The 24,645-nt window shown below is 52.3% G+C and carries 19 protein-coding genes and 1 riboswitch; of the genes, 13 read left to right on the top strand and 6 right to left on the bottom strand.

The window, feature by feature from the left end:
- Positions 1 to 25 precede the first annotated feature (25 nt).
- A complete protein-coding gene (locus tag LX66_RS12720; RefSeq protein ID WP_145713933.1) occupies positions 26 to 592 on the top strand; it encodes an NADPH-dependent FMN reductase in 567 nt (188 codons plus the stop codon).
- Between the two features lie 12 nt (positions 593 to 604).
- Here the strand turns inward: LX66_RS12720 and LX66_RS12715 are convergent, their stop codons facing one another.
- Together LX66_RS12715 and LX66_RS12710 are read right to left on the bottom strand one after the other, a co-directional pair.
- Positions 605 to 1,585 carry an aldo/keto reductase gene (locus tag LX66_RS12715; RefSeq protein WP_145713930.1) on the bottom strand — a complete coding sequence of 327 codons (981 nt, stop codon included), beginning with the start codon at positions 1,583 to 1,585 and terminating at the stop codon, positions 605 to 607.
- An 81-nt stretch (positions 1,586 to 1,666) separates the two neighbouring features.
- Entirely contained in the window at positions 1,667 to 2,548 is an 882-nt protein-coding gene (locus LX66_RS12710; RefSeq protein WP_145713927.1) for a helix-turn-helix domain-containing protein, read from the bottom strand.
- Between the two features lie 214 nt (positions 2,549 to 2,762).
- Between LX66_RS12710 and LX66_RS12705 the strand changes: the two genes are divergently transcribed.
- Positions 2,763 to 5,189 carry an ABC transporter permease gene (locus tag LX66_RS12705; protein WP_145713924.1) on the top strand — a complete coding sequence of 809 codons (2,427 nt, stop codon included), beginning with the start codon at positions 2,763 to 2,765 and terminating at the stop codon, positions 5,187 to 5,189.
- 9 nt (positions 5,190 to 5,198) lie between these two features.
- On the opposite strand, the gene LX66_RS12700 is transcribed toward LX66_RS12705, so the two are convergent.
- On the bottom strand, positions 5,199 to 7,328 hold the full coding sequence (locus tag LX66_RS12700) for a TonB-dependent receptor (RefSeq protein ID WP_158642621.1): 2,130 nt from the start codon (positions 7,326 to 7,328) through the stop codon (positions 5,199 to 5,201).
- 262 nt (positions 7,329 to 7,590) lie between these two features.
- A riboswitch (cobalamin riboswitch) is annotated at positions 7,591 to 7,759 on the top strand.
- 118 nt (positions 7,760 to 7,877) lie between these two features.
- Between LX66_RS12700 and LX66_RS12695 the strand changes: the two genes are divergently transcribed.
- Complete coding sequence (locus tag LX66_RS12695) at positions 7,878 to 8,849, top strand: ribonucleoside-diphosphate reductase small subunit (protein ID WP_145713918.1); 972 nt, start codon at positions 7,878 to 7,880, stop codon at positions 8,847 to 8,849.
- 110 nt (positions 8,850 to 8,959) lie between these two features.
- Complete coding sequence (locus LX66_RS12690) at positions 8,960 to 11,341, top strand: ribonucleoside-diphosphate reductase subunit alpha (protein WP_145713915.1); 2,382 nt, start codon at positions 8,960 to 8,962, stop codon at positions 11,339 to 11,341.
- Between the two features lie 61 nt (positions 11,342 to 11,402).
- Here the strand turns inward: LX66_RS12690 and LX66_RS12685 are convergent, their stop codons facing one another.
- Positions 11,403 to 13,802 carry an ABC transporter permease gene (locus tag LX66_RS12685; RefSeq protein WP_145713913.1) on the bottom strand — a complete coding sequence of 800 codons (2,400 nt, stop codon included), beginning with the start codon at positions 13,800 to 13,802 and terminating at the stop codon, positions 11,403 to 11,405.
- Between the two features lie 145 nt (positions 13,803 to 13,947).
- Positions 13,948 to 14,538, bottom strand: a complete 591-nt coding sequence (locus tag LX66_RS12680; RefSeq protein ID WP_145713911.1) for a TrmH family RNA methyltransferase — start codon at positions 14,536 to 14,538, stop codon at positions 13,948 to 13,950.
- 102 nt (positions 14,539 to 14,640) lie between these two features.
- Here LX66_RS12680 and LX66_RS12675 point away from each other — a divergent pair, with 102 nt between their 5' ends.
- From LX66_RS12675 to LX66_RS12655, 5 genes are all read left to right on the top strand, one after another.
- Positions 14,641 to 15,375, top strand: a complete 735-nt coding sequence (locus tag LX66_RS12675; RefSeq protein WP_145713908.1) for a pirin family protein — start codon at positions 14,641 to 14,643, stop codon at positions 15,373 to 15,375.
- Positions 15,376 to 15,450: 75 nt separating this feature from the next.
- Positions 15,451 to 15,996 carry a YceI family protein gene (locus tag LX66_RS12670; protein WP_145713906.1) on the top strand — a complete coding sequence of 182 codons (546 nt, stop codon included), beginning with the start codon at positions 15,451 to 15,453 and terminating at the stop codon, positions 15,994 to 15,996.
- Between the two features lie 3 nt (positions 15,997 to 15,999).
- Positions 16,000 to 16,326 carry a hypothetical protein gene (locus LX66_RS12665; RefSeq protein WP_145713904.1) on the top strand — a complete coding sequence of 109 codons (327 nt, stop codon included), beginning with the start codon at positions 16,000 to 16,002 and terminating at the stop codon, positions 16,324 to 16,326.
- A gap of 31 nt (positions 16,327 to 16,357) precedes the next feature.
- Positions 16,358 to 17,293 (top strand): ring-cleaving dioxygenase, encoded by a 936-nt coding sequence (locus tag LX66_RS12660; protein ID WP_145713900.1) that lies wholly within the window; start codon positions 16,358 to 16,360, stop codon positions 17,291 to 17,293.
- Between the two features lie 10 nt (positions 17,294 to 17,303).
- Entirely contained in the window at positions 17,304 to 17,924 is a 621-nt protein-coding gene (locus LX66_RS12655; protein ID WP_145713898.1) for an alpha/beta hydrolase, read from the top strand.
- 7 nt (positions 17,925 to 17,931) lie between these two features.
- Here the strand turns inward: LX66_RS12655 and LX66_RS12650 are convergent, their stop codons facing one another.
- Positions 17,932 to 18,513, bottom strand: a complete 582-nt coding sequence (locus LX66_RS12650) for a Crp/Fnr family transcriptional regulator (RefSeq protein ID WP_145713895.1) — start codon at positions 18,511 to 18,513, stop codon at positions 17,932 to 17,934.
- Positions 18,514 to 18,681: 168 nt separating this feature from the next.
- Between LX66_RS12650 and LX66_RS12645 the strand changes: the two genes are divergently transcribed.
- The 4 genes from LX66_RS12645 to LX66_RS12630 are packed head-to-tail and all read left to right on the top strand — an operon-like array spanning position 18,682 to position 24,514.
- Positions 18,682 to 19,995 carry a cytochrome P460 family protein gene (locus LX66_RS12645; protein WP_145713893.1) on the top strand — a complete coding sequence of 438 codons (1,314 nt, stop codon included), beginning with the start codon at positions 18,682 to 18,684 and terminating at the stop codon, positions 19,993 to 19,995.
- Positions 19,992 to 21,038: a sensor histidine kinase gene (locus LX66_RS12640; RefSeq protein ID WP_145713890.1), complete on the top strand. Its 1,047-nt coding sequence runs from the start codon at positions 19,992 to 19,994 to the stop codon at positions 21,036 to 21,038. Before LX66_RS12645 ends, LX66_RS12640 begins: the two co-directional genes overlap by 4 nt.
- A complete protein-coding gene (locus tag LX66_RS12635) occupies positions 21,019 to 21,786 on the top strand; it encodes a LytR/AlgR family response regulator transcription factor (protein ID WP_145713887.1) in 768 nt (255 codons plus the stop codon). Before LX66_RS12640 ends, LX66_RS12635 begins: the two co-directional genes overlap by 20 nt.
- A gap of 55 nt (positions 21,787 to 21,841) precedes the next feature.
- The gene (locus LX66_RS12630; protein ID WP_145713884.1) at positions 21,842 to 24,514 is read left to right on the top strand and encodes an AsmA family protein; all 2,673 of its coding nucleotides are present in this window, start codon (positions 21,842 to 21,844) and stop codon (positions 24,512 to 24,514) included.
- Positions 24,515 to 24,645 lie beyond the last annotated feature (131 nt).

Raw genomic sequence — 24,645 nt, 5'->3', positions numbered from 1 at the left:
GCTTTATTGAAAAACCGTTTTAATCATGTCTGAGAGCAAATTCCACTTTGTTGCCTTTTCCGGCAGCCTGCGCAGGGGCTCCTACAACACGATGGCGCTGCACGCTGCGCAAAAACTGGCTCCCTCCCATATCACCATTACCCAGGAGGACATCAGCGATATTCCCCTTTATAATGCGGACCTGCATACCGGTCATTTCCCGGAGCACGTAGCGTACCTGGTAAAACAGATCCGGCAATCCGACGGCGTACTGATCGTGTCGCCGGAGTATAATTACTCCATCCCGGGCGTTTTGAAAAATGCCATTGACATGCTGTCCCGCCACCCGGACAAACCCTTCGACAACAAGGCCGTAGCCATAATGGGCGCCAGCATAGGCCAGGTGGGCACCGCGCGCATGCAGTACCACCTGCGGCAGGTCATGGTGTTCCTGAATGCCTATGCCGTGAACCGGCCGGAAGTGATGATCGCCAAAGCGCAGGACAAATTTGACGAGCAGGGAAACCTCACGGATGAAACGGCTAAAAAGCAGATCCCGCAACTGCTGGAAGCGCTGGCCACGCTGAGCGAGAAGCTGAAGGCGGCAGGGTAACAATACCGCTCCTTATTTCAGCAACCTCAGCTTTGCAATATCTTCATCCCTGCGGTTGCCATGAATTTCAATCTTCGCCAGTGCCGCCTCGATCTCCGCATATTCCGCGTCCGCCAGCACAACAGCGGCTGCTCCCTGGTTTTCCTCTATCCGCGCAGCATTCCGCGAACCGGGAATGGGCACAATGAAATCCTTTTTATGCAGCATCCAGGCCAGCGATATCTGCGCCGGTGTAGCCTGCTTTGCCGCCGCAAACCGGTTAATCAGATCCAGCAGCGGCTGGTTGGCCGTGATATTGTTCCTATCGAAGCGGGTGATCACCCTCCTCGCATCCAGGCCGGTAAACTGCGTGCCGGCATGAATGGTCCCGGACAAAAACCCGTTGGCCAAAGGAGAGAACGGTACGAAACCGATGCCCAGCGCTTCACACACCGGGATAACATCTTTTTCAAACATGCGCTCCATGATGGAATATTCATTCTGTATTGCGGTCAGCGGTGTAACCGCATGCGCGCGCCTTATTTCTTCCGCCGTTGCCTGCGATTGCCCCCAGCCCAGTATCTTGCCTTCCCTGATAAATTCTCCCATGCAATAGGCGATCTCTTCCACCGGGATATGCTTATTCACCCGGTGCTGGTAATACAGCTCAACATGGTCTGTGCGCAGCCTGCGTAAGGAGTGCTCCAGCTTCTTCCTGAGGCGATCCGGCAGATCTCCGCGGGCCTCCTCCTCTTCCTGCGCTTCAATCATAAACTTGGTAGCAATGACCACCTCCTGCCGGACAGGCTGCAAAGCCGCTCCCACCAGCTCTTCGTTGGCGCCCATAGCATACCTTTCCGCCGTGTCAAAAAAGGTACAGCCCAGGTCATAGGCCAGGCGAATTAATTTCAATGCTTCCGCTTTATCCGGGGTGGGAATATATCCCTGGCTAAGGCCCATACAGCCGTACCCGATAGCAGATACTTCCAGGCCGTTCAGTTTTCTCTTTTGCATGATACTTGTGTTTTTACGCATACAAAGTTCCGGCTAAAGCGGTCCCGCTTTAAATGAGAATCAAACCAAAAAGTATGACTTTCAAACTTTTCCCTTCCGGAAGGATTGGGGTGTAACGCCGGTTGCGCGTTTGAAGTAGTTATTAAAGTAAGTGGGATATTCAAAACCCAGGCCGTAGGCGATGTCTGCCACGCTCCAACCGGTATGCTGTAAAAGGGCTTTTGCTTCCGCGATCATACGTTCTGCTATCAGCATGGAGGTGGGTTTGCCCGTCACTTCCTTTACCGAGCGGTTGAGATAGTTGACGTGCACCGCCAGCGCGCCGGCGAAGTCCTGTGCAGTTCTCAACCGGATCGGGTCGGCAGGGCTTTCCACCGGGAACTGCCTTTCCAGCAATGCTGTGAACAGGTAGGTGATCCTGGTAGCTGCATTCTTTGGCTTCAGCGCATGCTGCAGCGGCTGGATGCGCAATGCCTCGTGAATGATCAGCTCTATACAGCTCCTGAGCAATGCATTCTTGTAATGATAGTCGCCATTGTATACAGACAGCATCTTCTGGTAAAGGCCGGCCAGGAATGCCGTCTGCTCGCCGTTAACAGGGATCACCGCTATCCCGTCGAAGCGGAATAAAGGGGAATTGTGCAACATTTCCCGGCGCTCCCTGCCGCCGATAAACGCTTCGGTAAAAAGACAGGCATAGCCTTTTCTATCCATGGAACGATGCACTACGGTATGGGGTACCCTGGGGTTGGCGAAGAACAGGAAGGTGTCATTTATTTCGATGGTGTTATCACCATATTGGATGATCATGTCGCCGGTTACCAGCACTATTTTGTAAAAATCGCGCCTGTCATGGATATGCAAGGCATTTGCAGGCCGGGATACCTCGTAGACCTTAAAGCCTTTCAAACCCAGGTCCTCCCTGACAATTGTTGAGATTCCGGATGTACCACGGCTTGCCATGTGGCAAAATTAAGGAAATCAAACCTTATTAATTAATATTACACTGCAGCCCGAGTTCTCCTGGCATAAGATAAATTAATGGTGTGCCATTGTGAACGCCCCATGTACTGAAAACGAACACTTAAATATAGTCAACTATATATATAATAATTATTATCAATAATATAACACTCTGGCACTTTCTTCGCGTATGGCCCTTAAACAAACTATTGCCATGTTCCGTAACTACCTCAGGATAGCCTGGCGCAACATTAGCAGGAACAGGATGTCCGCCGCCATCAATATTTTTGGCCTTGCCCTGGGGCTTGCGGCCAGCTTGATCATCTCCCTGTTCGTGATCAATGAGCTCAGATATGACCGGTTCAATAAGAAGGCGGACCGCATCTACCGGCTTGAAGCTGATATGCACCCCAATGATGTGATCACCTATCGTGGCACCAAAACCCCTCTCCCGCTGGCTACAGCCCTGGTACGGGAGTACCCGGCAATTGAACAATCCGTTCGCCTTTATCAAAAAGGGGATCTCCTGCTAAAGAAGGGCCGGGAAACTTTTTTAGAGCCCCGCAGTGCATATGCGGACTCCACTTTATTCAACATTTTTACGTTGCCCCTGCTGGCGGGTAACCCACAAACCGCATTGACAGCGCCTTTCAGCATGGTGATATCCGAATCAATGGCCAGAAAATATTTTAACAGCACGGATGTGCTGGGAAAAACACTGGTAACCAATGATACGGTGTCTTACAAGATAACGGGTGTAATGAAGGACATGCCGGCCCGGTCCCATTTCCATTTTGATTTTTTCCGGGCTATGTCTGAATTAAATATCAGCCGGGCAAACGACTGGTTCGAAGAAGGATGCGCTACCTATATTCTCGTAAGGCCCGGCACTGATCCTGGCGCTATTACTGCAGCCATTGACGGCGTCACCCGGAAATATATTGATCCCATACTGCAGGGGTTTATTCATTCCACCCTCGATGAACTGGCTAAAACCGGTCATTATATCCGGTACCCTATCATGCCGCTCAGCAGGATACACCTGCATTCCCATTTACCGGACGAATTTGAAGCCAATGGGAATATTCAATATGTCAGGATCTTTGTAGTGATATCCTTATTCATACTCCTGGTAGCCTGTGTGAATTTCATGAACCTGTCTACAGCCCGCGCTGCCGGCAGGTCTAAAGAGGTAGGGATACGAAAGGTATTAGGATCGGCGCATACCGGGCTGATCTCGCAGTTCCTGACCGAATCGGTTGTTACAACCATCTTGTCCATGGTGCTTGGTGTTTTGATAACCTGGCTGCTATTGCCGTATTTCAACCAGGTGTCCGGGCAAGCGATTACGCTTGATCTTTTTTCAAATGCCTGGTTAATCATTGTTTTGCTGGGCGCCTCCATCGTTGTTGGCGTACTGGCTGGCAGTTATCCCGCATTCTATCTTTCTTCTGTGCACCCCATGCAGGTTATGAAAGGGAAAGCAGCCAACGGGTTTAAAAGCGGCTGGCTGCGCAACAGCCTGGTGGTCTTTCAATTCACCGTTGCCATTCTCCTCATCGTAGGCACCCTGGTTATCTACAGCCAGTTGAATTATATCCGTAACAAAGACCTGGGATACCATCGTGAACAGGTGCTTATCCTGCGCAATACCGCCGCGCTCTCTACCCATGCCCGCACCTTCAGGGACGAAGTACTGCGCATTCCCGGGGTGATAAGTGGCACCATCACCAGTGATCTGCCTAATGGAGGCAGTTTTAAGCCTCAAGGTTATTTTTTAACCCCCACATTCAATTTCAACAATACCGTTCTCCTGCAGATCGGGCGTATTGATGCAGATTATATTCCTACACTGGGGATACAAATGGCCGCCGGCAGGAACTTTTCCCCTTTGATGCCGACCGACTCTTCCGCTGTCCTGCTAAATGAAACCGCTGTGAAGGTATTGGGATTTAAAGACCCCCTCCATAAAACCGTCTACACCTATGGCGCGAATGGCGCGCCATTAGCTCAGCGCATTATCGGCGTTGTAAAGGACTTTCATGTGGGTTCTCTACATGACGCGATAGCACCTATGCTATTTACGCTCGGAGAACAAGCAGGAGCTATTTCCTTCCGGCTTCAGACCGGCAATATCCCTGCTGTTGTCGGGAAGATAAAGGAAGCATACCATGCGCAGCATAAAATGGCCGGCCAGCCTTTTCTCTATTCCTTCATGGATGATGATTTTAACCGGCTCTACCAGTCCGACCAGCGCACCGGGAAGATATTTATCTCCTTCACAGGCCTGGCCATTTTGATCGCCTGCCTGGGCCTGTTTGGCCTGGTCACCTTTGCCGCGGAGCAGCGCACCAAGGAAATTGGCATACGCAAGGTACTGGGTGCAACGGTTACAAGTGTAGTGGGGCTGTTGTCGAAAGACTTTATAAAGCTGGTGCTGTTGGCAGGTATCATTGCTTGCCCCCTTGCCTGGTGGGGCATGCATAAATGGCTCGAAAATTTTGCCTACCGGACCCACATTAGCGGGTGGATATTTGTTGCCGCTGCCGGCATCGTAGCAATGATCACGCTAGCTACCGTCAGCTTCCGCACAATTAAAGCCGCGTTGGTAAATCCGGTAACGAGTCTAAGATCGGAGTGACAGGACTCCCTAAAACCTGTATGTATAACCCAGGTTGATCCTCGCCCCGTTGCCTTTCACGTAAGCCAGGTTATCTGCCTGCCATTGCGATGGGATTGTAAAGTAGTCTTTGTTAAACAGATTCTCCACGCCTACCCGGAAGCTGCTGTGGCTGTCCGGCTCATAACTGGTGAAAAGGTTGAATATCGTAAATGCGTTCATGGGGCCGGTGCCATAGCTATACCTGCCGTTCACAGGATCAAAGCGTTTACGGTTACCGGCATGCAGCATTTGCAGGCGTACCATCCAGTGAGACAGCGGGGTATAATTGATGTAAGCGGTAACCTTTGGAGGATTGATACGGTCCCCGCCCAAGTAAACTTTTTGATCGTTCACTTCCCTTTTCCCTTCGGTATACGACCAGGAACCTCCCAGTGAAAGACACTGCAGCAGCGCATAATCTGCCGCCACTTCAAAGCCATATACTTTTTCCGGGGAGCGGGCCACTTCGTATTTACCGTTTACCATTACATAGGAAGCACCCAGGTTGGATGTACTGATATAGGCCGCTCCCTCCAGGCTCAGTTTTCCAATGGAGCTGCTGAAGCCCGCTTCATAGTTATTAGTGGTGATAGCTTCCGTTTCTATGTTCGCCAATGTGTTTTCCCGGGCGCCGCGCAATATCAGTCCCAGCTCCGGCACGCTAAAGCCTTGTGAGAAGCTGATAAAAGGTTTAAAATAGGGCAGCCTGTTATACCGCAACCCGGCATTAAAAACAAAGGTATTGTAGCTAAGGCTTCCCCCGTTCACGGTAACCCCGCCGCCTGTGTATTCGCCGGTGCTGTAGTTCAGCGTATTGACAGTGGTATAGGTGGGCACCTCTATTTTTATGTTCTCAAAGCGCGCTCCCGCTTTGAAGACGAGGTGCTGCAGGAACACCGATTTTACCTGCAGGTATGGCGCCAGGTTGCGCATGCTCATTTCGGGAACGGGCACACGGCCATCAGTAAGCACCTGCGAAGTCTTGTCCGCCAGCACATCCAGTCCATACAACAAGCTGCCGTTCCATTGGCTGCTGATGGTGAAAGGACTATTGAAGTTGATGCGCAGGCCTTTCTTCTTACCAATGATGGCAGGCTGCCCGTTATGCTCAAAGAAATTACTGTAGGCGATGATCGTATTAAAATCCTGCAGGTAGAGGTTTACATCCAGGTCTGTGCCGCCTATCAATCCCTGGCTGGTGTAACGCAGGCTGGCATTGTGGTTGTAAGGAGTGCCCTCCGGCTCGCCGGGGCGGGCGCCCGGAATGCCGGTAGTAGCAGAATCGGTATTGCCGTACTTGCCCGCCTTTACAACATAGTCCGTTCGCTGCTTGCTGCTGAAATAATTATACATCAGCTCCACGCGGTTGCGGGCATTAATGTTGTAGCCCAGCCTGGCGTAGGCGTTCCACATCTGCAGTTCGTTCAAACCATAATCCGGCGAAAGCACCTGGCCTCTGGCATCTTTCAGCACGCCGGTTTGTTCATAGCGGCCGGATACTATGTAATCAAACTGTTTTATGGTACCGGACAGCAGTTGACCAACATGCCAGCCGCCCGTATGTTGTGCGCTTTTGAAAGCAGTATTGGCACCCAGGGATGTTTGGCCGCTGATAGCTTTATCTGTTGCCGGCCTTTTGGTAATGTAATTGATCAATCCCCCTGTTGCTCCATTCCCGTAAATGGCGGTTGCTCCTTTAATCACTTCCACCCGTTCCAGGACGCCCGGGTCGATGGTGCGGATATCGCGCGCGCCGTTGCGAAGCGGTGTAGACTGTGGAATACCGTCGATCATTACCAATACAGTGCGCCCGCGCAGCGTTTGCCCCACGTTATTACTGCGGTTGCTGTTAAATCCCAGTCCCGGCACGGTATTGGCGAGTATATCGCTCAGGTTGTTGTTAATGCTTTTCTGAACGGCCAGGTCCCCTGCCTTTAATATGGTAACGGAAGAAGGCACTTCATCCAGCGTTTCTTCTCTGCGGCTGGCGGAAACAATCACTTCCTTTAGCTGTGTATCCTTTTTCAGAATGGTATCCCGGCGGGTAGTATCTTCCTGTGAAAAAGCAGGCCGGCTGGCTATCAGCATCACCGGCAGAAAACCTAAGTATATTCTCATTGGTTCGTTGTTCTGCCGCAAAGCTACCATGACCGGTATTTGACCGTTTACGAGATCGGGAAAAATTTACTCGTTATCAATACTTTCCATCTTCCCGTGCCAGACAAATGTCACATTATCAATGAATTTAATATCCTTAACGGATGTTTTCCCCCTATATTCCCACCCCTGCTACATTTGCAAATTGTTCCCGTTCTTTTTCCACACCTGTTAAAAACTTTAACCGCCACTCCCTGTATTTCGTACTTACATTTGTGGCAGTTCTTCACTTCGTTGCATTGGTTCCTGACGGCCTGCAGGCCCGAAAGGATTAATAGGGAATCGTGTTAGAATCACGAGCAGACGCGCTACTGTGATTCCTGATCTCCCCGTGCGCAAAAACGGTTTTAGTATCAGGGAAGCCAGATACCTGCCAGCGCAACGTTTTGTCGAAGCCTTCGCGTATAAGGTATTGACGCAAGTGACACCTTCCTCACTCCGGGATTGGTATCCTCCGTCACCCCCCTTATCATAAACCGTATAGCAGACAACAATAAAAATATTTGGCGTATGAACTATGAAAATGAGATCTTGTTGAAAGAGAACAAAGACCGTTTCGTACTGCTGCCCATCAACTATCCGAAAGTATGGGAAGTATACAAACGGCATGAGGCCAGCTTCTGGACAGCAGAAGAAATAGACCTGAGCGGCGATCTGAAAGACTGGGCCAGCCTCAACGATGGCGAACGCCATTTTATTACACATGTGCTGGCTTTTTTTGCCGCCAGCGACGGTATCGTGAACGAGAACCTCGCGGTGAACTTCATGAGCGAAGTACAGATACCGGAAGCCCGCTGCTTTTACGGGTTCCAGATCATGATGGAGAATATCCACTCCGAAACCTATGCCCTGTTAATAGACACCTATGTAAAGGACCCGGCAGAGAAAGACCGCCTGTTCCACGCTATTGAGACCGTGCCGGCCGTGAAGAAAAAAGCGGAATGGGCCCTGCGCTGGATAGAGAACGGCAACTTTGCACAACGCCTGGTAGCCTTTGCCGCCGTGGAGGGCATCTTCTTCAGCGGCAGCTTCTGCTCCATCTTCTGGCTCAAGAAAAGAGGACTGATGCCGGGGCTTACTTTCTCCAATGAGCTGATCAGCCGCGACGAAGGCCTGCACTGCGAATTTGCCTGCCTGCTGTACAGCATGCTGCAGCAAAAGCTGACGCAGGAAGAAGTGCACGAGATCATTGGCGATGCAGTAACCATCGAAAAAGAATTTATTACCAACGCGCTGCCCGTAGACCTGATCGGCATGAACAGCCGCCTGATGGCGCAGTACATTGAGTTCGTAGCGGACAGGTGGCTGGCCGAGCTGGGCTATGCCAAAATGTTCAATGCCGCCAACCCGTTTGACTTCATGGAAATGATCTCCCTGCAGGGCAAGACCAACTTCTTTGAAAAACGTGTAGGCGACTACCAGAAAGCCGGCGTTATGTCCGGTAAAGACACGCAGACCTTTAGCCTGGATGAGGATTTCTGATATATGAAGTAAGAAGTATGAAATAAGATGCTGGAATCCGATTAAATCATCTTACTTCATACATCTTACTTCCAACTTCCTATTTTTCTAACCGCTTAAATTCAATACATATGTTCGTAATTAAAAGGGACGGCCGCAAAGAGGCGGTAAAGTTTGACAAGATCACTGCGCGTATTGAAAAGCTTTGCTACGGACTGAACCCGGAATATGTAGACTCGATAGACGTAGCCAAAAAAGTGATACAGGGCCTGTACGACGGCGTAACCACCACCGAGCTGGATAACCTGGCTGCGGAAACCGCCGCGTCGCTCACTACCAAGCACCCGGATTATGCACAACTGGCCTCCCGCATAGCGGTAAGCAACCTGCACAAGAATACAGTGAAATCATTCTCCAAAACAATGAAGAAGCTGTATGAATATATAGACCCAAAAGTAGGCAAGCCCGCTCCGCTGCTGGCAGACGATGTATGGGAGATCATCCGCAAGAACGCCGAGATACTGGACTCCAACATCATCTACGACCGCGACTTTGCCTTTGACTACTTCGGCTTTAAAACGCTGGAGCGCTCCTACCTGCTGAAGCTGGACGGCAGGATCGCGGAACGCCCGCAGCACATGTTCATGCGCGTGGCCGTAGGCATCCACAAGGAAGACATTGAGTCCGCCATCAAAACATATAACCTGATGAGCGAGCGCTGGTTTACCCATGCCACGCCTACCCTGTTCAACGCCGGCACGCCCAAGCCGCAAATGTCGTCCTGCTTCCTGCTGGCCATGAAAGACGACAGCATAGACGGCATCTATGACACGCTGAAGCAAACCGCCAAAATATCACAGAGCGCCGGCGGCATTGGCCTGAGCATTCACAATATCCGCGCTACCGGCTCTTATATCAGCGGCACCAATGGCACCAGCAATGGCATTATTCCCATGCTGCGCGTATTTAACGATACCGCCCGCTATGTAGACCAGGGCGGCGGCAAGCGCAAAGGCGCCTTTGCCGTATACCTGGAGCCCTGGCATGCCGACGTATTCGAGTTCCTGGACCTGCGCAAGAACCACGGCAAGGAAGAGCTGCGCGCCCGCGACCTGTTCTATGCCCTGTGGATATCCGACCTGTTCATGAAACGGGTGGAAAGCAATGGCAACTGGAGCCTGTTCTGCCCGCATGAAGCGCCGGGACTGCACGAAACCTGGGGTGAGGAATTTGAAAAGCTGTATGAAAAATACGAGCAGGAAGGCCGCGCCCGCAAAACCGTAAAAGCGCAGGACCTGTGGTTTTCCATACTGGAAGCGCAGATTGAGACCGGCACGCCTTACCTGCTGTATAAAGACTCTGCCAACCGCAAGTCCAACCAGCAGAACCTGGGCACCATCAAAAGCTCCAACCTCTGCACAGAGATCATTGAATATACCGACGCAAATGAAGTAGCCGTATGTAACCTGGCTTCCCTGGCGCTGCCCCGCTTTGTAATAGACGGGAAGTTTGACCACCAGAAGCTGTACGAAGTAACTTACCAGGCTACGCTGAACCTGAACCGGATCATAGACAACAACTATTACCCCGTAGAGGAAGCCCGCCGCAGCAACCTGCGCCACCGCCCCATCGGGCTGGGCGTGCAGGGCCTGGCAGATGCCTTCATCCTGCTGCGCCATCCCTTTGAGAGCGAAGCCGCCAAAACACTGAACAAGGAGATCTTTGAGACCATCTACTTTGCCGCACTGACCGCTTCCAAGGACCTGGCCCAAAAAGACGGCGCTTACGAGACCTACGAAGGCTCTCCCGCCTCCAAAGGCCGGCTCCAGTTCGATATGTGGGGCGTACAGCCCTCCTCCCGCTGGGATTGGGCAGCGCTGAAAGCGGAGATCAAACAGCACGGCATCCGCAACTCCCTGCTGCTGGCGCCCATGCCTACCGCCTCTACCTCGCAGATACTGGGCAACAACGAATGTTTCGAGCCCTACACCTCCAACATCTATACCCGCCGGGTACTGAGCGGCGAATTTGTGGTGGTGAACAAGCACCTGCTGAACGACCTGGTAGAACTGGGACTGTGGGATAATGATATGAAGAACAAGATCATTGCCGCCAACGGCTCCATACAGCAGATCAACGAGATACCGGCCAATATCAAGGAGCTCTACAAAACGGTATGGGAGATCAAGCAGCGTACGATCATTGACATGGCGGCCGACCGCGGCGCCTTCATCTGCCAGTCACAGTCGCTGAACCTGTTTATAGACACGCCTTCTACGGCCAAGCTCACTTCCATGCACTTCTACGCCTGGAAGAAGGGCCTGAAAACAGGTATGTACTACCTGCGTACACAAGCTGCTACGCAAGCCGTACAGTTTACCGTGGAAAAACAGGGCGGCCAGCAGATGGAACCGGTAGTGGCTCCCGGCCAGCCCGGACAAACCATGCTGGACGATATTCCTGAAGGAGCGGTATGCACCATGGAAGAAGGTTGTGTAACCTGCAGCGCGTAAAGGATCATTATACGAAACAAATAATAAAACCCGCGCCGGTTGAGCGCGGGTTTTATTATTTTCACTCCAGCGTCAACGCCTTCACCGGGTTTGCAAGCGCTGCTTTTACCGACTGGTAACTTACGGTCAGTAGGGCAATGGCCACCGCCAGCAATCCCGCCAGGCCAAACATCCACCATTGCATGGTTATCCGGTATGCAAAGCCTTCCAGCCATTTATCCATAACATACCAGGCTATGGGAGAGGCCACCAGGATGGCGATCAACACCAGCTTCAGGAAATCGCGCGACAACAGCGCCACCAGGTTGTAAACCGATGCCCCCAATACTTTACGTACCCCTATTTCTTTCATACGAATTTCTGCCATGAACATGGATAGCCCAAGAAGACCCAGGCAGGAAATAAAAATGGCGATACCCGAAAAGATACTGAATAACAACTGCTGCGTTTGTTCGCGGGCATACAGCTTTTTAAAACGCTGGTCCAGGAACTGGTAGGTGAAAGGCCGGTCCGGGAACCGGCTTTCCCAGGCGGCTGTCATCGCAGCCAGCCCGCCCTGTATATCCCGCCCGGCTACCCGCACGGACAACTGCCGGAAATTGCCGCCGTTCATGAACATCACTATGGGAGGCACCTGCTGGTGCAGCGACTCAAAGCGGTAATCCGCCGTCACCCCTATGACCTGGCCGCTGATGGAGCCATACTTAAAATGCTTGCCGATGGCATCAGCCGGAACCTTCCAACCCAGCAGGCGGGTGGCCGTTTCATTCAATATAAAACCACTGGTTCTGTCTGTAGGATGGTTCCGGGAAAAATTTCTCCCTGCCGCCATCGATATCCGGTAAGTGGGTATAAAATCTTCGTCCACTGAAAGGGATTTAATATTGATATCCGTCGGCGTCATGGTATCTCCCTTCATAATATGCGCATCCCATGAGTCCAGCAGGCGGCCGGAGGGTATGCGGGAAGAACGTGTCACATCCGCAATGCTGCTGCTTTGCCTGAGCTGTTGTTTGAACCCTTCATAAGCCGCGGAGTCACCAATGGCAGGCAGCAGTACTACCTGGTCTTTAGAATAGCCCAGCTTGTAGTCCTGCACATACTTCATTTGATGACGTATGACCATCGTGCTGATGATCAGCGCCACTACAATGGCAAACTGCATGATCACCAGCGCCTGCCGTATCCTCGCTTTTTTGAAAGTGGAGGCAATCCTGCCTTTTAATGCATTCACCGGCTGAAAAGCGGTCAGCACAAAAGCAGGATAGCTGCCCGCCAGCAGCCCGGTAAATAAGGTAATACATACTATTGCGATAATGAAGCCCGGGGTCAGGAGGTCCCTTATTGTCAGCTCCTTTTGAGACAGCTCATTTAAGAACGGAAGGCATAGCATCACTATGATCACCGCCGCCGCCAATGCAATAAAAATGAGCAGGAAAGATTCGCTTAAGAACTGCCTGATCAACTGGCTGCGCATGGCGCCCACCGCTTTCCGCATACCCACCTCTTTCGCCCTTTTGGCAGAACGCGCCGTAGCCAGGTTCATATAGTTGATGCAGGCAATAGCCAGTATAAAAATGCCTATGATGGAAAAGAAATAAACATACCGTATATCCCCGTTCGCCTCCATCTCCGCATCCAGGTGAGAATGCAGGTGAATGTCCGTGAGCTTCATCAGGTTTAACACCGACCATTTGGAGGCATTCGGTTCAATATGCTTGTTCTGAAAAGCCGGGAAGGCCCTGACCAGTTTTTCCGGGTTATAATGAGGCGGCAGCAAAAGAAAGGTGGAAAAAGTATTGTTTCCCCAGTTGGTTCTCAGTTGCTCCCTTCCGTACACCCTTTCATCGTTCAATGTTGAAAAGGATATCAGGAAGCCCGGGTGGAAAGTGGACTGTGCAGGCAGCGGCTCAAAAACGCCGGTCACGGTATAATCCAGTTGGTTATCCAGGCGCACGGTTTTCCCGATGGGGTTCTCCTTCCCGAAATATTTCTCCGCCATCGGCCTGGAGAACATAATGGAGAACGGGTTTTCCAGCGCCTTGTCCGGGCTCCCCTGCAGCACTTTAATGCTGAATACCCTGAACAGGTTCTGCTCAGCCGCAAATACGTCTTTCTCCTCAAAAAAATGATCGCCATAGCGCACCAGTGCATCGGTTTCAATCAGGCGCACCACCTCCTCCACCTCGGGAAAATCCTGCCTGATAAGCGGCCCGAAAGGAGGGGCCACCACTCCCAAACGTAACGACACCGACCCTTCATTGGACAAAAAAGTGCGGGATAAGCGGTATATCCTGTCGGCGTTCGCATGATGGCGATCGTAACTCAGTTCATCCTTCACATACAGGGTCAGCATCAGGGCGCAAGCCAGCCCGATGGCCAGCCCCGCAATGTTGATACCGGAAAAAAAGCGGTTTCGCGCCAGGTTGCGCCAGGCTATTTTGAAATAATTTTTAAGCATAGTACAGCATATTACATAAAAAGGTGCATCCAGTTGCCGCAATAAGGCTGCCATTTATGCCAAAACCTGTAACACAGGCCTGTACCTATCCTGAACCTATTTTCCCTGTACGGATATGAACGGCCGCTGTACGATTCCGGACAATTTACATTGCGCTGTTCGTGCTCCACGTTTCCCATAGCTCCTTTGCCTGCGCTGCCGGTAGCCGCGGCTGATCATAATGCCCGGCCAGCGTCTTTTGCCGCAGCGCTTCATAAATGCTGACAGCACAGGCTACAGATATATTCAGGGAACGGATAATGCCCATTTGGGGTATTAAAAAATTACCGTCTGCCAGCGCACGTATCTCCTCGCTCACACCACTGTGCTCATTGCCGAACACCAGCGCCACGGAGCCGGTAAAATCAATATCATACAGGCTCACCGCATCTGCCGCCAGGTGCGTGGTCAGTATCTTGTTATATTTTTTACGCAGGGCCGCCATGCATTCCCCTACATCGGAAAACTGGTGAACAGTAAGCCATTTGGCCGCGCTGGACGAGCTTTTGGCGCCCCACTTCCTGTGCCGCGGTATCTTGTAGTTCAGCACATATATCTCCTGTATCCCCACGGCATCACAGGTGCGCATCACGGCGGATATGTTGTGCGGGTCCTGCACATTTTCCAGTACTACGGTGAGGTCCGGCTGGCGTTTGTTGAGCACAGCCGTTAGTCTTTCCCTGCGTTCCGGTGTCATAGTCAACTTTTGGTTGCCGCAAAAATAGCATCATTTCTTAATCTAGGTTAATGGACGCACCCCCCTTCCTGCCGGAAATTTGTACTGTCAAAAACAATTACAATGGCAACACACACATTACATAAGGCAGATACCCGCGGCAACGCGGAACATGGCTGGCTCAACAGCCGGCAGACCTTCAGCTTCGCCAGCTACTACAACCCGGAAAGAATGGGCTTTGGCGCGCTGCGCGTGCTGAATGACGATACCGTGGCCGGTGGCCGGGGCTTTGGCACCCACCCGCATGACAACATGGAAATTATCAGCATTCCCCTGGAAGGCGACCTGGAACATAAGGACAACTTGGGCAATACCGAGGTGATCCGCCAGGGTGATGTACAGGTGATGAGCGCCGGCACCGGCGTATTTCACAGCGAGTATAACAAACACGCAGACCGGGAAGTGAAATTCCTGCAGATATGGCTGTTCCCTAACCGGCTGAATGTATCTCCCCGCTACGACCAGGTAACGCTGGATATGGCGGCGATGCAGAACAACCTGCAACAGATCATCTCCCCGGCGCCCGGCAGCCATGGCGGCGCCTGGATACACCAGGACGCCTGGTTTCACATGGGCGCCTTTGAAAAAGGCAGGCAGGTAGCGTATGATCTGAAAAAGGAAGGCAACGGCGTATACCTGTTCGTGATCAACGGCTCCTTTACCATAGACGGACAGTCACTGGAAAAACGGGACGGCCTGGGCATAGAAGGAACGGCACAGGTAAGCATCACGGCCAATGAGGACAATTCGCAACTACTGGTCATGGAAGTGCCCATGCAGGTCACCCAAAAGTCTTAACCTAGGTTAATGGACCACAGCCTGCACCGGTCGTAACTTTACATCATCAACAACAAACACTTAAAACTTACAAATATGGAAACGCAAACTAAAACTACATGGGTACTGGACCCCGCTCACTCTGAAGTGAACTTTAAAGTAAAACACCTGATGATATCTACCGTATCCGGCAAATTCGACAAGTTCGATGTACAACTGGATGCTTCCAAAGAGGACTTTACCGACGCCAATGTAACGGTAACTGTGGATACAGCTTCCATCAATACCGGCGATGCGCAAAGGGACGGCCACCTGAAATCTGCCGACTTCTTTGAAGCGGAAAAATATCCCCAACTGAAATTCGTGTCCCGCTCCTTCAAAAAATCGGATAACAAAGGCGACTACACGCTGGAAGGCGAGCTTACCATCAGGGACGTGACAAAAACCATCAGCATCCCCGTGGAATACGGCGGTACGGTGCGTGATCCCTGGGGCAATACCAAGGTAGCTTTCAGCATTGATACAAAGATCAACCGGAAGGAGTTCGGCCTTAACTGGAATGCCGCCCTGGAAACCGGCGGTGTGCTGGTAGGGGAAGACATCCGCATACTGGCAGATATTCAACTGGTAGAACAAGCATAAGCAATGGTACTTGATCAACTTCATATCCTCGCGGCAGGCCATCACCAGGAGATCATGCAGGTGCTGCACCGGCTGATCAACGGGCGTGAGAACTGGACGGGAAAGGTGGTGGCCTCCACTGAGGAAGCCATTACAGCCTGCAGCGAGGCGCCCTACCACATCCTGCTACTTTGCGCAGGTATCCCGGAAGCAGATGCAGCAGTGATAAAGGAACGCCTGGCCGCACTGCAACCGCACATTATCATCATCCGCCACTTCGGTGGCGGCAGCGGGCTGCTGGAAAGTGAAATACGGGCCGCGCTGGATGCGCACCAGATACAGCTCCGCTGATCATTATTTACACGCTAAACGATTACAACAGATGAAAGACATGATAACAGGCATCAATCACATAACGGCTATTGCCGGAAATGCCCAGCGTAACCATGATTTCTATACAAAAGTGCTGGGGCTGCGGCTGGTGAAGAAAACGGTGAATTTCGACGACCCCGGCACTTATCACTTTTATTTTGGAAACGAACAAGGCACACCCGGCACCATCCTTACCTTCTTCCCCTGGGAGGGCATGCAGGCAGGCCGTACCGGCACCGGCATGGCTACGGAAATAGGTTACTCCGTGCCCGCCGGTAGCCTGGACTTCTGGGCGGAGCGTTTTAAAGCACTCAACGTGCAGCATGGCCCGGTGGCCGAAAAGCTGGGCGAAACCTATCTTCCTTTCCAGGACCCGGACGGGCTGCAGCTACAGCTCATTGTTCCGAAAAAAACAGATACCCGCCAGCCCTGGGAAACTGCTGAAGTAACGGCGCAACACGCTACCAAAGGTTTTCACAGCATCACCTTAACGCTGAAAGACATTGACGCCACGGCAAAGATCCTGACGGATATATTTGGCTATACCTTGCTGGAGCAGGAAGGCAACCGCTACCGCTTCATCACCGGCGCGGCAGACAATGCCGCCATCGTAGACCTGGTAGCAGCGCCCGGAACACCGGCCGGCGTAGTAGCCACCGGCACCAACCACCACGTGGCTTTTCGCGTAGCCAACGAGGAAGTGCAGATGAATTTCCGTGAAAAGATACTGAGCCGGGGCTTGAACATAACGCCCAGGATCAACCGCGACTACTTCTTCTCCCTCTATTTCCGGGAGCCGGGCGGCGTATTATTTGAGCTGGCTACGGATAATCCCGGCTTTACGGTAGACGAGCCGCTGGATGCGCTGGGCAGCGCGCTGAAGCTTCCCCCACAATACGAGCCGATACGCGCGGATATTGAAAAAGTATTGCCTATTTTAAAGTAACACAATCCATATGCACGACAAAAAGATCATAACGGCCGGCAAGCCCCTGGGCGAAGCCAGGAAAGCATTGATCATGATACACGGGCGCGGGGCAAGTGCAGACAGCATATTGTCCCTGGCCGCCCATTTACAGGTAAGCGATTTTGCATTGCTGGCGCCCCAGGCTGCCAACCACACCTGGTACCCTTATTCCTTCCTGGCGCCGCCCGCGCAAAATGAGCCCTGGCTCTCCTCCGCACTGTCTGTATTAAAGGAAGTAACGGATGATATACAAAAAGCGGGCATTCCCGCGGAGCACATTTACTTCCTCGGCTTTTCACAGGGCGCCTGCCTGATGCTGGAGTTTATAGCCCGTAATGCCGCGCAGTACGGTGGAGCAGCGGCCTTCACCGGGGGGCTGGTCGGCGATAAAATATACCCGGAAAATTATAAAGGCGATTTTAACGGCACTCCCATCTTCATAGGCACCAGCGACCCTGATATGCACGTACCGGTGGAAAGAGTATATGCAACTACCAATATCCTGAAAAATATGGGCGCATCTGTTACGGAAAAGGTATACCCCAATATGGGCCATACCATTAACCAGGACGAGATAGACCTGGCCAATAAACTGGTATTCCGGCCCTGAGCCATGCTCAGTGCTTTTTATACATAGTGCTCCTTACCTTGCTGAGAAATTCCGGGGAAACCCCGATGTAGCGGGCTATCTGGTGCTGGGGCACCCGCTGCGCAATGTGCGGGTATTTTTCCATAAAAGCGAGATAACGCTCTTCCGCCGTTTGGGAAACGGAGGCATAAAAGCGGGTTTGCAGCACGCCCAGGGATCGCTGCACCAGTATGCGGAACAGCTTTTCAAACTTCGGGATCTTTTCAAACAACTGCATTTTGCGCTGGTAGTCTATCATCAGCAGCTCGCATTCTTCTACGGTCTCTATGAACATATTGGAGGGCTTTTGTTCCGTAAAGCTGGTAAGATCGCTCACCCACCAGCCCTCTACGGCAAACAGCAGGATGGTTTCCGTTCCCTCCTGGTTGATATAATACGAGCGGGTGCAACCCTTTAACAGGAACGCTTCAAAATCGCACACCTCCCCTTCCTGCAGCAGGAAGCTCTTTTTCTTTATTTTTTTATACCTGAGCAGGGAATGGAACAGCTCCTGCTCTTCAGGGGTTAGTTGTATATACCTGGCTACAGAAGCATCGATCTGTTCAAACATAAAAGCTCTTTTTTTTGTTCTGCATGTAAAGATAACGGGCTTTTTTTACAAGCCTGTACGGACATTCGCCGGCCGGGTGGCCGGGTTAGGGGGCTCATTTGCCGCTTTCCCCCTTTTCCGCTTCCCGGACCCGGCCACATGCCTTTGTTTTACGGAAAAGTTGACGCCATGTTCAAACGGTTTAGTAAAAAGACCCGCTTGCTCTTGCTACTGACAGGCGCCTGCCTGCTGGCAATACAATTCATTCGCCCGGAGATTGGGCATCCGCCGGTAACCGGCGACCTGGAGGCTCCCCCGGAAATAAAGGCGATCCTGGAACGGGCCTGCTACGACTGCCACTCCAACGAAACAAAGCTGCGCTGGTACGACCAGTTGGCGCCGGCATACTGGCGGGTGGCTGCACACGTACGCGAAGGGCGGGAAGTATTGAACTTCTCCGCCTGGCAAAGCCTTCCTCCTGCCGTGCAAAAAGGAAAGCTTTTCGAGAGCTATAACCAGGTGCAGGCCGGGGCCATGCCCCTGGCGGACTACCAACTGGTGCACCCCTCCGCTAAAATAACGCCCGCTGAGTTGGCCCTGCTGAAAAACTACGTGGGCAGCCTGGTGTCCATCCAACCGGCAGATAGTGCCGCCATTGCAGGCGCAGACAAGCAATACCGGCAGTGGACGGCCGGCGCGCTCCAACCCGGCCAGGTGCAGAACGCGCCTAACGGAATCGGTTATATACCAGACTACCGCAACTGGCAGGTGGTCACCATCTCCGACCGGTTTGACAACGGCACCATGCGCGTGATCTACGGCAACGACATCGCCATGAAAGCCATCCGCGAAAACCGCACTAACCCCTGGCCCAACGGCACTATCTTTGCCAAGGCAGCCTGGAAAGAGCTCCAGGACGCAGACGGCCAGGTGCGCACCGGCGAATTCTGGCAGGTGGAATTCATGATCAAAGACGACAAAAAATATGCGGACACCAAGGGATGGGGCTGGGCGCGCTGGAGAGGCCCGCAACTGGCGCCTTACGGCAAGCACCTCCTGTTCACCACGGAATGCGTGAACTGCCACCGGCCCATGAAGGACAAAGATTATGTTTTTACTATCCCCACCACGCTCCCCGCCTTCCAATTCAGCGAAAAAGGGCTGAAGGTAATCACTTCCTCCATCGACCGGAAGCAAAACACGATGTCCACCCTCTACGGCAACCAACTGGCATTTGACCATGCTGCGGAAGCCATGGATACCGGCTATCCTACCGGGGCGGAGCTGACACTGGTGACCTGGCGGCAGCGGGAGGACCCGCACTGGTTTGGTGCCAACATTCCCGGCACACCGCAATCTGTAGAAGTAGTGCAGGTAGCTGCACCCGCCACCTACCGGCAGTATGCAGGCGCGGCACTTGCGCCGGTCCCCAATACAGATACCTTGCAGGTAAATGCCAGAATTAAGTATATTTTGGCGCAAAAGCCGTCCGTAATACCATGACGCCAGCAGGCTCCATATATACCAGGAAAAAGAAAGTGTTCTCTGTATCGCCGGCGCTGATCTGGCTGAGCGCCCTGTTTATGGGCATACTGGCCTCCATTCCCAAGATCATGCGGTTGGGAATACAAGGGCCGGAGCTGGCCGTGGATGCATCAATCGCATTCCTGTTCTCCCTGTTTGTATGGTACTTCAACATCTACCGCCTGCCAAAATTCAGCAGCCAGGAGATCACGCGGAAGTTCTTTAACCGGCACCTGGCAGGAAGCCTGCTGTGGGGTATAGTGCTGATGGCCGTGCTGGTGCTTTGCCACCAACTGGCATTCCCGCATTACCAGTTCCTGTCCATGATGCTGATGTACCAGTTCAGGGGCATTCTCATCAATCTCACCATTTACCTGTTCCTGCACCTGCTATACCAGGGCCACTATGTGCAGCAGATCAATACGGAGCTGGAAAGCAGCAGGGCCGCACACCTGGGCGCGCAGTACGAGCTGCTGAAACAGCAGGTAAACCCGCATTTCCTGTTCAACAGCCTGACTACGCTTAAATCCATGGTAGAGATACAGGACCCGCATACGGCGGATTTTATCGTAAAGCTGTCGGACTTTTACCGTTTTACGCTGGAAAACCGCAGGCAGGACATCATTCCCTTGTCGCAGGAAATGACCATCCTGCAGGCTTACCTCTTCCTGCTGAAAGCCCGGTTTGAAGGCGGCATGCAACTGGACATAGCCATTGACCCGGCGCATGAGCGCTCCTACATTCCACCTTTTACCCTGCAACTGCTCATAGAGAATTGTGTAAAGCATAACGTGATCTCCCTGGAGCAGCCCTTACATATCCGTTTGTATTCGGAAGGCAGCAGCATCGTGGTGGAAAACCGGCTGCAACTGAAGCTCATGCCCGAAGTATCCACCCGTACCGGCCTGGAGAACATCAACCAGCGCTACCAGCACCTGCTGCACAGGGAAATCACCATTGAAAAGGACGACGCTTTTTTCAGGATTAAACTGCCGGTGATCTATGACGATACTCATTATTGAAGACGAAGTAAAAACAGCCAAAGCGCTGGAACGGCTCATCCTCTCCGTACGGCCGGATGCGGAGATCGTAGGCGTGATACAAAGCGTACAGACAGCGGTAAAATACCTTTCCGGCAACCCGCAGCCGGCACTTATCTTCATGGACATTCAACTGTCCGACGGGCTTTGTTTCGGGATATTTTCCGCCGTAAAGGTGGAAGCGCCGGTAATATTCTGTACCGCCTATGACGAATATGCCATAGAAGCGTTTAAGGCTAACGGTATAGACTACATCCTGAAGCCCTTCTCACAGGATACCCTGGCCGCCGCATTTGAAAAGGTGCGCCGCTTTGAGAACTATTTCCAGGCGGCAAAGCCCCAGGCCCCGGATATTTCGGTGTTGCTGCAACTGGCGGGGCAAAGCGGCGGGAAAAAGAGCTTCCTGGTATTCAGCAATAACAAATATTTAACCGTGCCTACCGATAATATCGCCTATTTCTATATCCGCCACGAAGCCACCACCATTGTTACCTTTGACCGGGAGGAATACCCCATCCAGCCATCCCTGGAAGAAGTACATAACCAATTGCCGCCCAGGCAGTTCTTCCGGATAAACCGGCAATACCTGGTGAATTTCAGCGCCGTAAAGGAAGTGGAGCACTATTTTGCCCGCAAGCTGCTGGTACACCTGAAAGTACCCACCGGCGACGAATTATTGATAGGCAAGGACAAAACCACCGCTTTTCTTGCCTGGCTGGAAGAAAGGTAATACCACAATTCTTATTATCTTCACATCTCACCCTTTAAAATATCATGTTGTTCCTATGTTGCGAAAAATACTGAAGATCGTACTGGTTGTTTTTATTGTGTTGGTAGTAGCCGCCATTGCTATCCCTTACTTCTTCAAGGACAAGATCATGGCCATTGTGAAAACAGAGCTGAACAAACAACTGAACGCCAAAGTGGATTTCAAGGATGTGGACATTAGCCTGATCCGGCATTTTCCCCGGCTGGCCGTGGGACTGGAAGACCTGCAGGTCATTAATGTAGCCCCCTTTGAAGGCGATACGCTGCTGGCCGTAAAAAAAGTGGATGCGGCCCTGAACCTGATGAGCGTGATCAAAGGCGACCGGATGGAGATCTACAACGTAACCCTGGAGCAGCCCCGCGTGCACGCTATTGTGCATAGCAACGGCGATGCCAACTGGGACATTACCAAACCGGACACCACGCAAACCGATACGGATACCGCCGCTGCGCAGCCTTTCTCAATGAGCCTGCAGCGCTATAAAATAGAGGACGCTTATATCAGTTATGATGACCAGCAGGGCAATATGCAGATGATCGTGGATCACCTGACCCACGAGGGCAAGGGCGACTTTACCCAGGACCTGTTCACTCTCAGCACCAGTACCACCGCCGATGCGGTGACCTTCCGCTACGGGCTGATCCCCTACCTCTCTCACGCCGCCACCAAAATAGACGCGGATATTGAGATAGACAACCGCAGCAGCACCTACACCTTCAAGAACGGCAAAGTGTTGCTGAATAACCTGGAGCTGGCCGTTCAGGGCTTCTTCAAGCTGGTGAATGACAGCACCTACGGCATGGACCTGAGCTTTAAAGCGCCCTCCACCAACTTCAAAGACCTGCTTTCGCTGGTGCCGGCCGTGTACCAGCAGGATTTTGGCAAGATCAAAACAGAAGGCACCGCCGCCTTTGACGGCTTTGTGAAAGGCACCTACAGCCCTGCGCAAATGCCCGCCTTTGCCATAAACCTGGCCGTGAAGAACGGCTTCTTCCAGTATCCTGACCTGCCCAAGCCCGTAAAGAACATACAGTTGACCATGCACGTGAACAACCCGGACGGCGTACCGGATCACACCGTGGTGGACATGCCGGCCGCACACCTGGAAATGGACAATACCCCGCTGGACCTGCGCCTGCTGGTAAAAACACCGGTATCGGACATGTACGTGGACGGCGCTGCCAAAGGCAAGCTGGACCTGTCTAAAGTAACACAGTTCGTAAAGCTGGAAGAAGGTACCCAGCTCACCGGCCTGCTGGATGCGGACATCAGCGCCAAAGGCAATATGAGCGCCATTGAAAAACAACAATACGACAGGTTTTATGCTGCCGGCCGCCTGCTGGTGAACAACCTGCTGTACCGCAGCAAAGACTATCCCGATGGCGTGAAGGTGAATAACCTCTCGTTGAAATTCAACCCGCGCAATGTAGCGGTAGAACAGTTCGACGGCCAGTACATGGGCACCAACTTCCAGGCCAATGGCGAGGTGAATAACCTGCTGGCCTATATGTTCAAGAACCAGGCGCTGGACGGCAACCTGGCCGTAAAGGCAGACAATGTGGACCTGGATAAATGGATGGGCACCACCAGCGCCACCGCCGCAGCAACCCCTGCCGACAGCGCCGCTGCCACGCCCTTTGCCGTACCCGGTAACCTGGACTTTGGCCTGCAGGCACAGGTGGGCAAAGTGCATTACGATAAACTGGACCTGACCAACCTTACAGGCAACCTGCGGATAAAAGATGAAACCGTGACGCTGGAACAGGTAAAAGGCAACGCCCTGCAAGGCACCATGGAAGTAAACGGCAGCTACAGCACCAAACAAAGCAGGCAAAACCCGGATATCAACCTTTCCTATAACGTGCAGGACCTGGATGTGCAACAGACCTTTAATGCATTCAATACCGTGCAGAAGCTGATGCCCATCGGCCAGTTCCTGTCCGGCAAAATCACTTCCAAGCTGAACCTGCAGGGCAAACTGGGTAAAGACATGATGCCGGTGCTCAGCTCACTGGACGGCGAAGGCAGCCTGCTGCTGATAGAAGGCTTCCTGAAAAAATTCGCCCCTGTAGACCAGTTGGCCAACCAACTGAACGTAAGCCAGTTAAAAGATATTTCCCTGCGCGATATCAAAAGCTATTTCTCCTTCGAGGACGGCCGCGTAAAGGTGAGCCCTTTTACTGTGAAGCTGAAAGATATTAACATGGCCATTGCCGGCTCCCACGGGTTTGACCAGTCACTGGACTATACCCTGCAGTTGGCCCTGCCCCGCAGCATCATGGGACAGCAGGCCAATTCACTGGTGAACAACCTGGTAACCCAGGCCAGCAACAAAGGCATCCCGGTGAATGTGAGCGACAGTGTGCACCTGCAGGTGCTGCTGGGCGGCAACATTACCAAACCCACTTACAAAACAGACCTGCAGGAAACCGCTTCCCGTGCTGCGGAAGGCCTGAAAACCCAGGCCACCGAACTGGTAAAGAATAAAGTGGATTCCGCAAAAAGCGCTGTAAAAGACTCCCTGCAGCAGGCAGGGCAAAAAGCCACCAATGCCCTGAAAGACCAACTGGCCAGGCAACTGGGCGGGGAAAAAGATACCACCGGCCAGCAAAAGCAGAACGTTGGAAAAGAGACGGAACAAACGTTGAAGAATACACTGAAAGGCATTTTCAAGAAGAAAGAGAATTAAAAAGTTAACATAAACTTTATCTGAATACCCCCCACTTACCTGGGGGGTATTTTATCTTTCAAAAAAGCTTATATGCAAAAAGTACTTGTTGCACTCTGTATCTCACTGCTATTGCTCCGCTGATCAGCCAC

Origin of the sequence: Chitinophaga japonensis, from assembly GCF_007830125.1 — a bacterium.
In the GTDB taxonomy this organism is placed as follows: domain Bacteria; phylum Bacteroidota; class Bacteroidia; order Chitinophagales; family Chitinophagaceae; genus Chitinophaga; species Chitinophaga japonensis.
The sequence above is the reverse complement of the archived record's forward strand: the minus strand, read 5'-3'. Positions and strand labels throughout refer to the sequence as shown.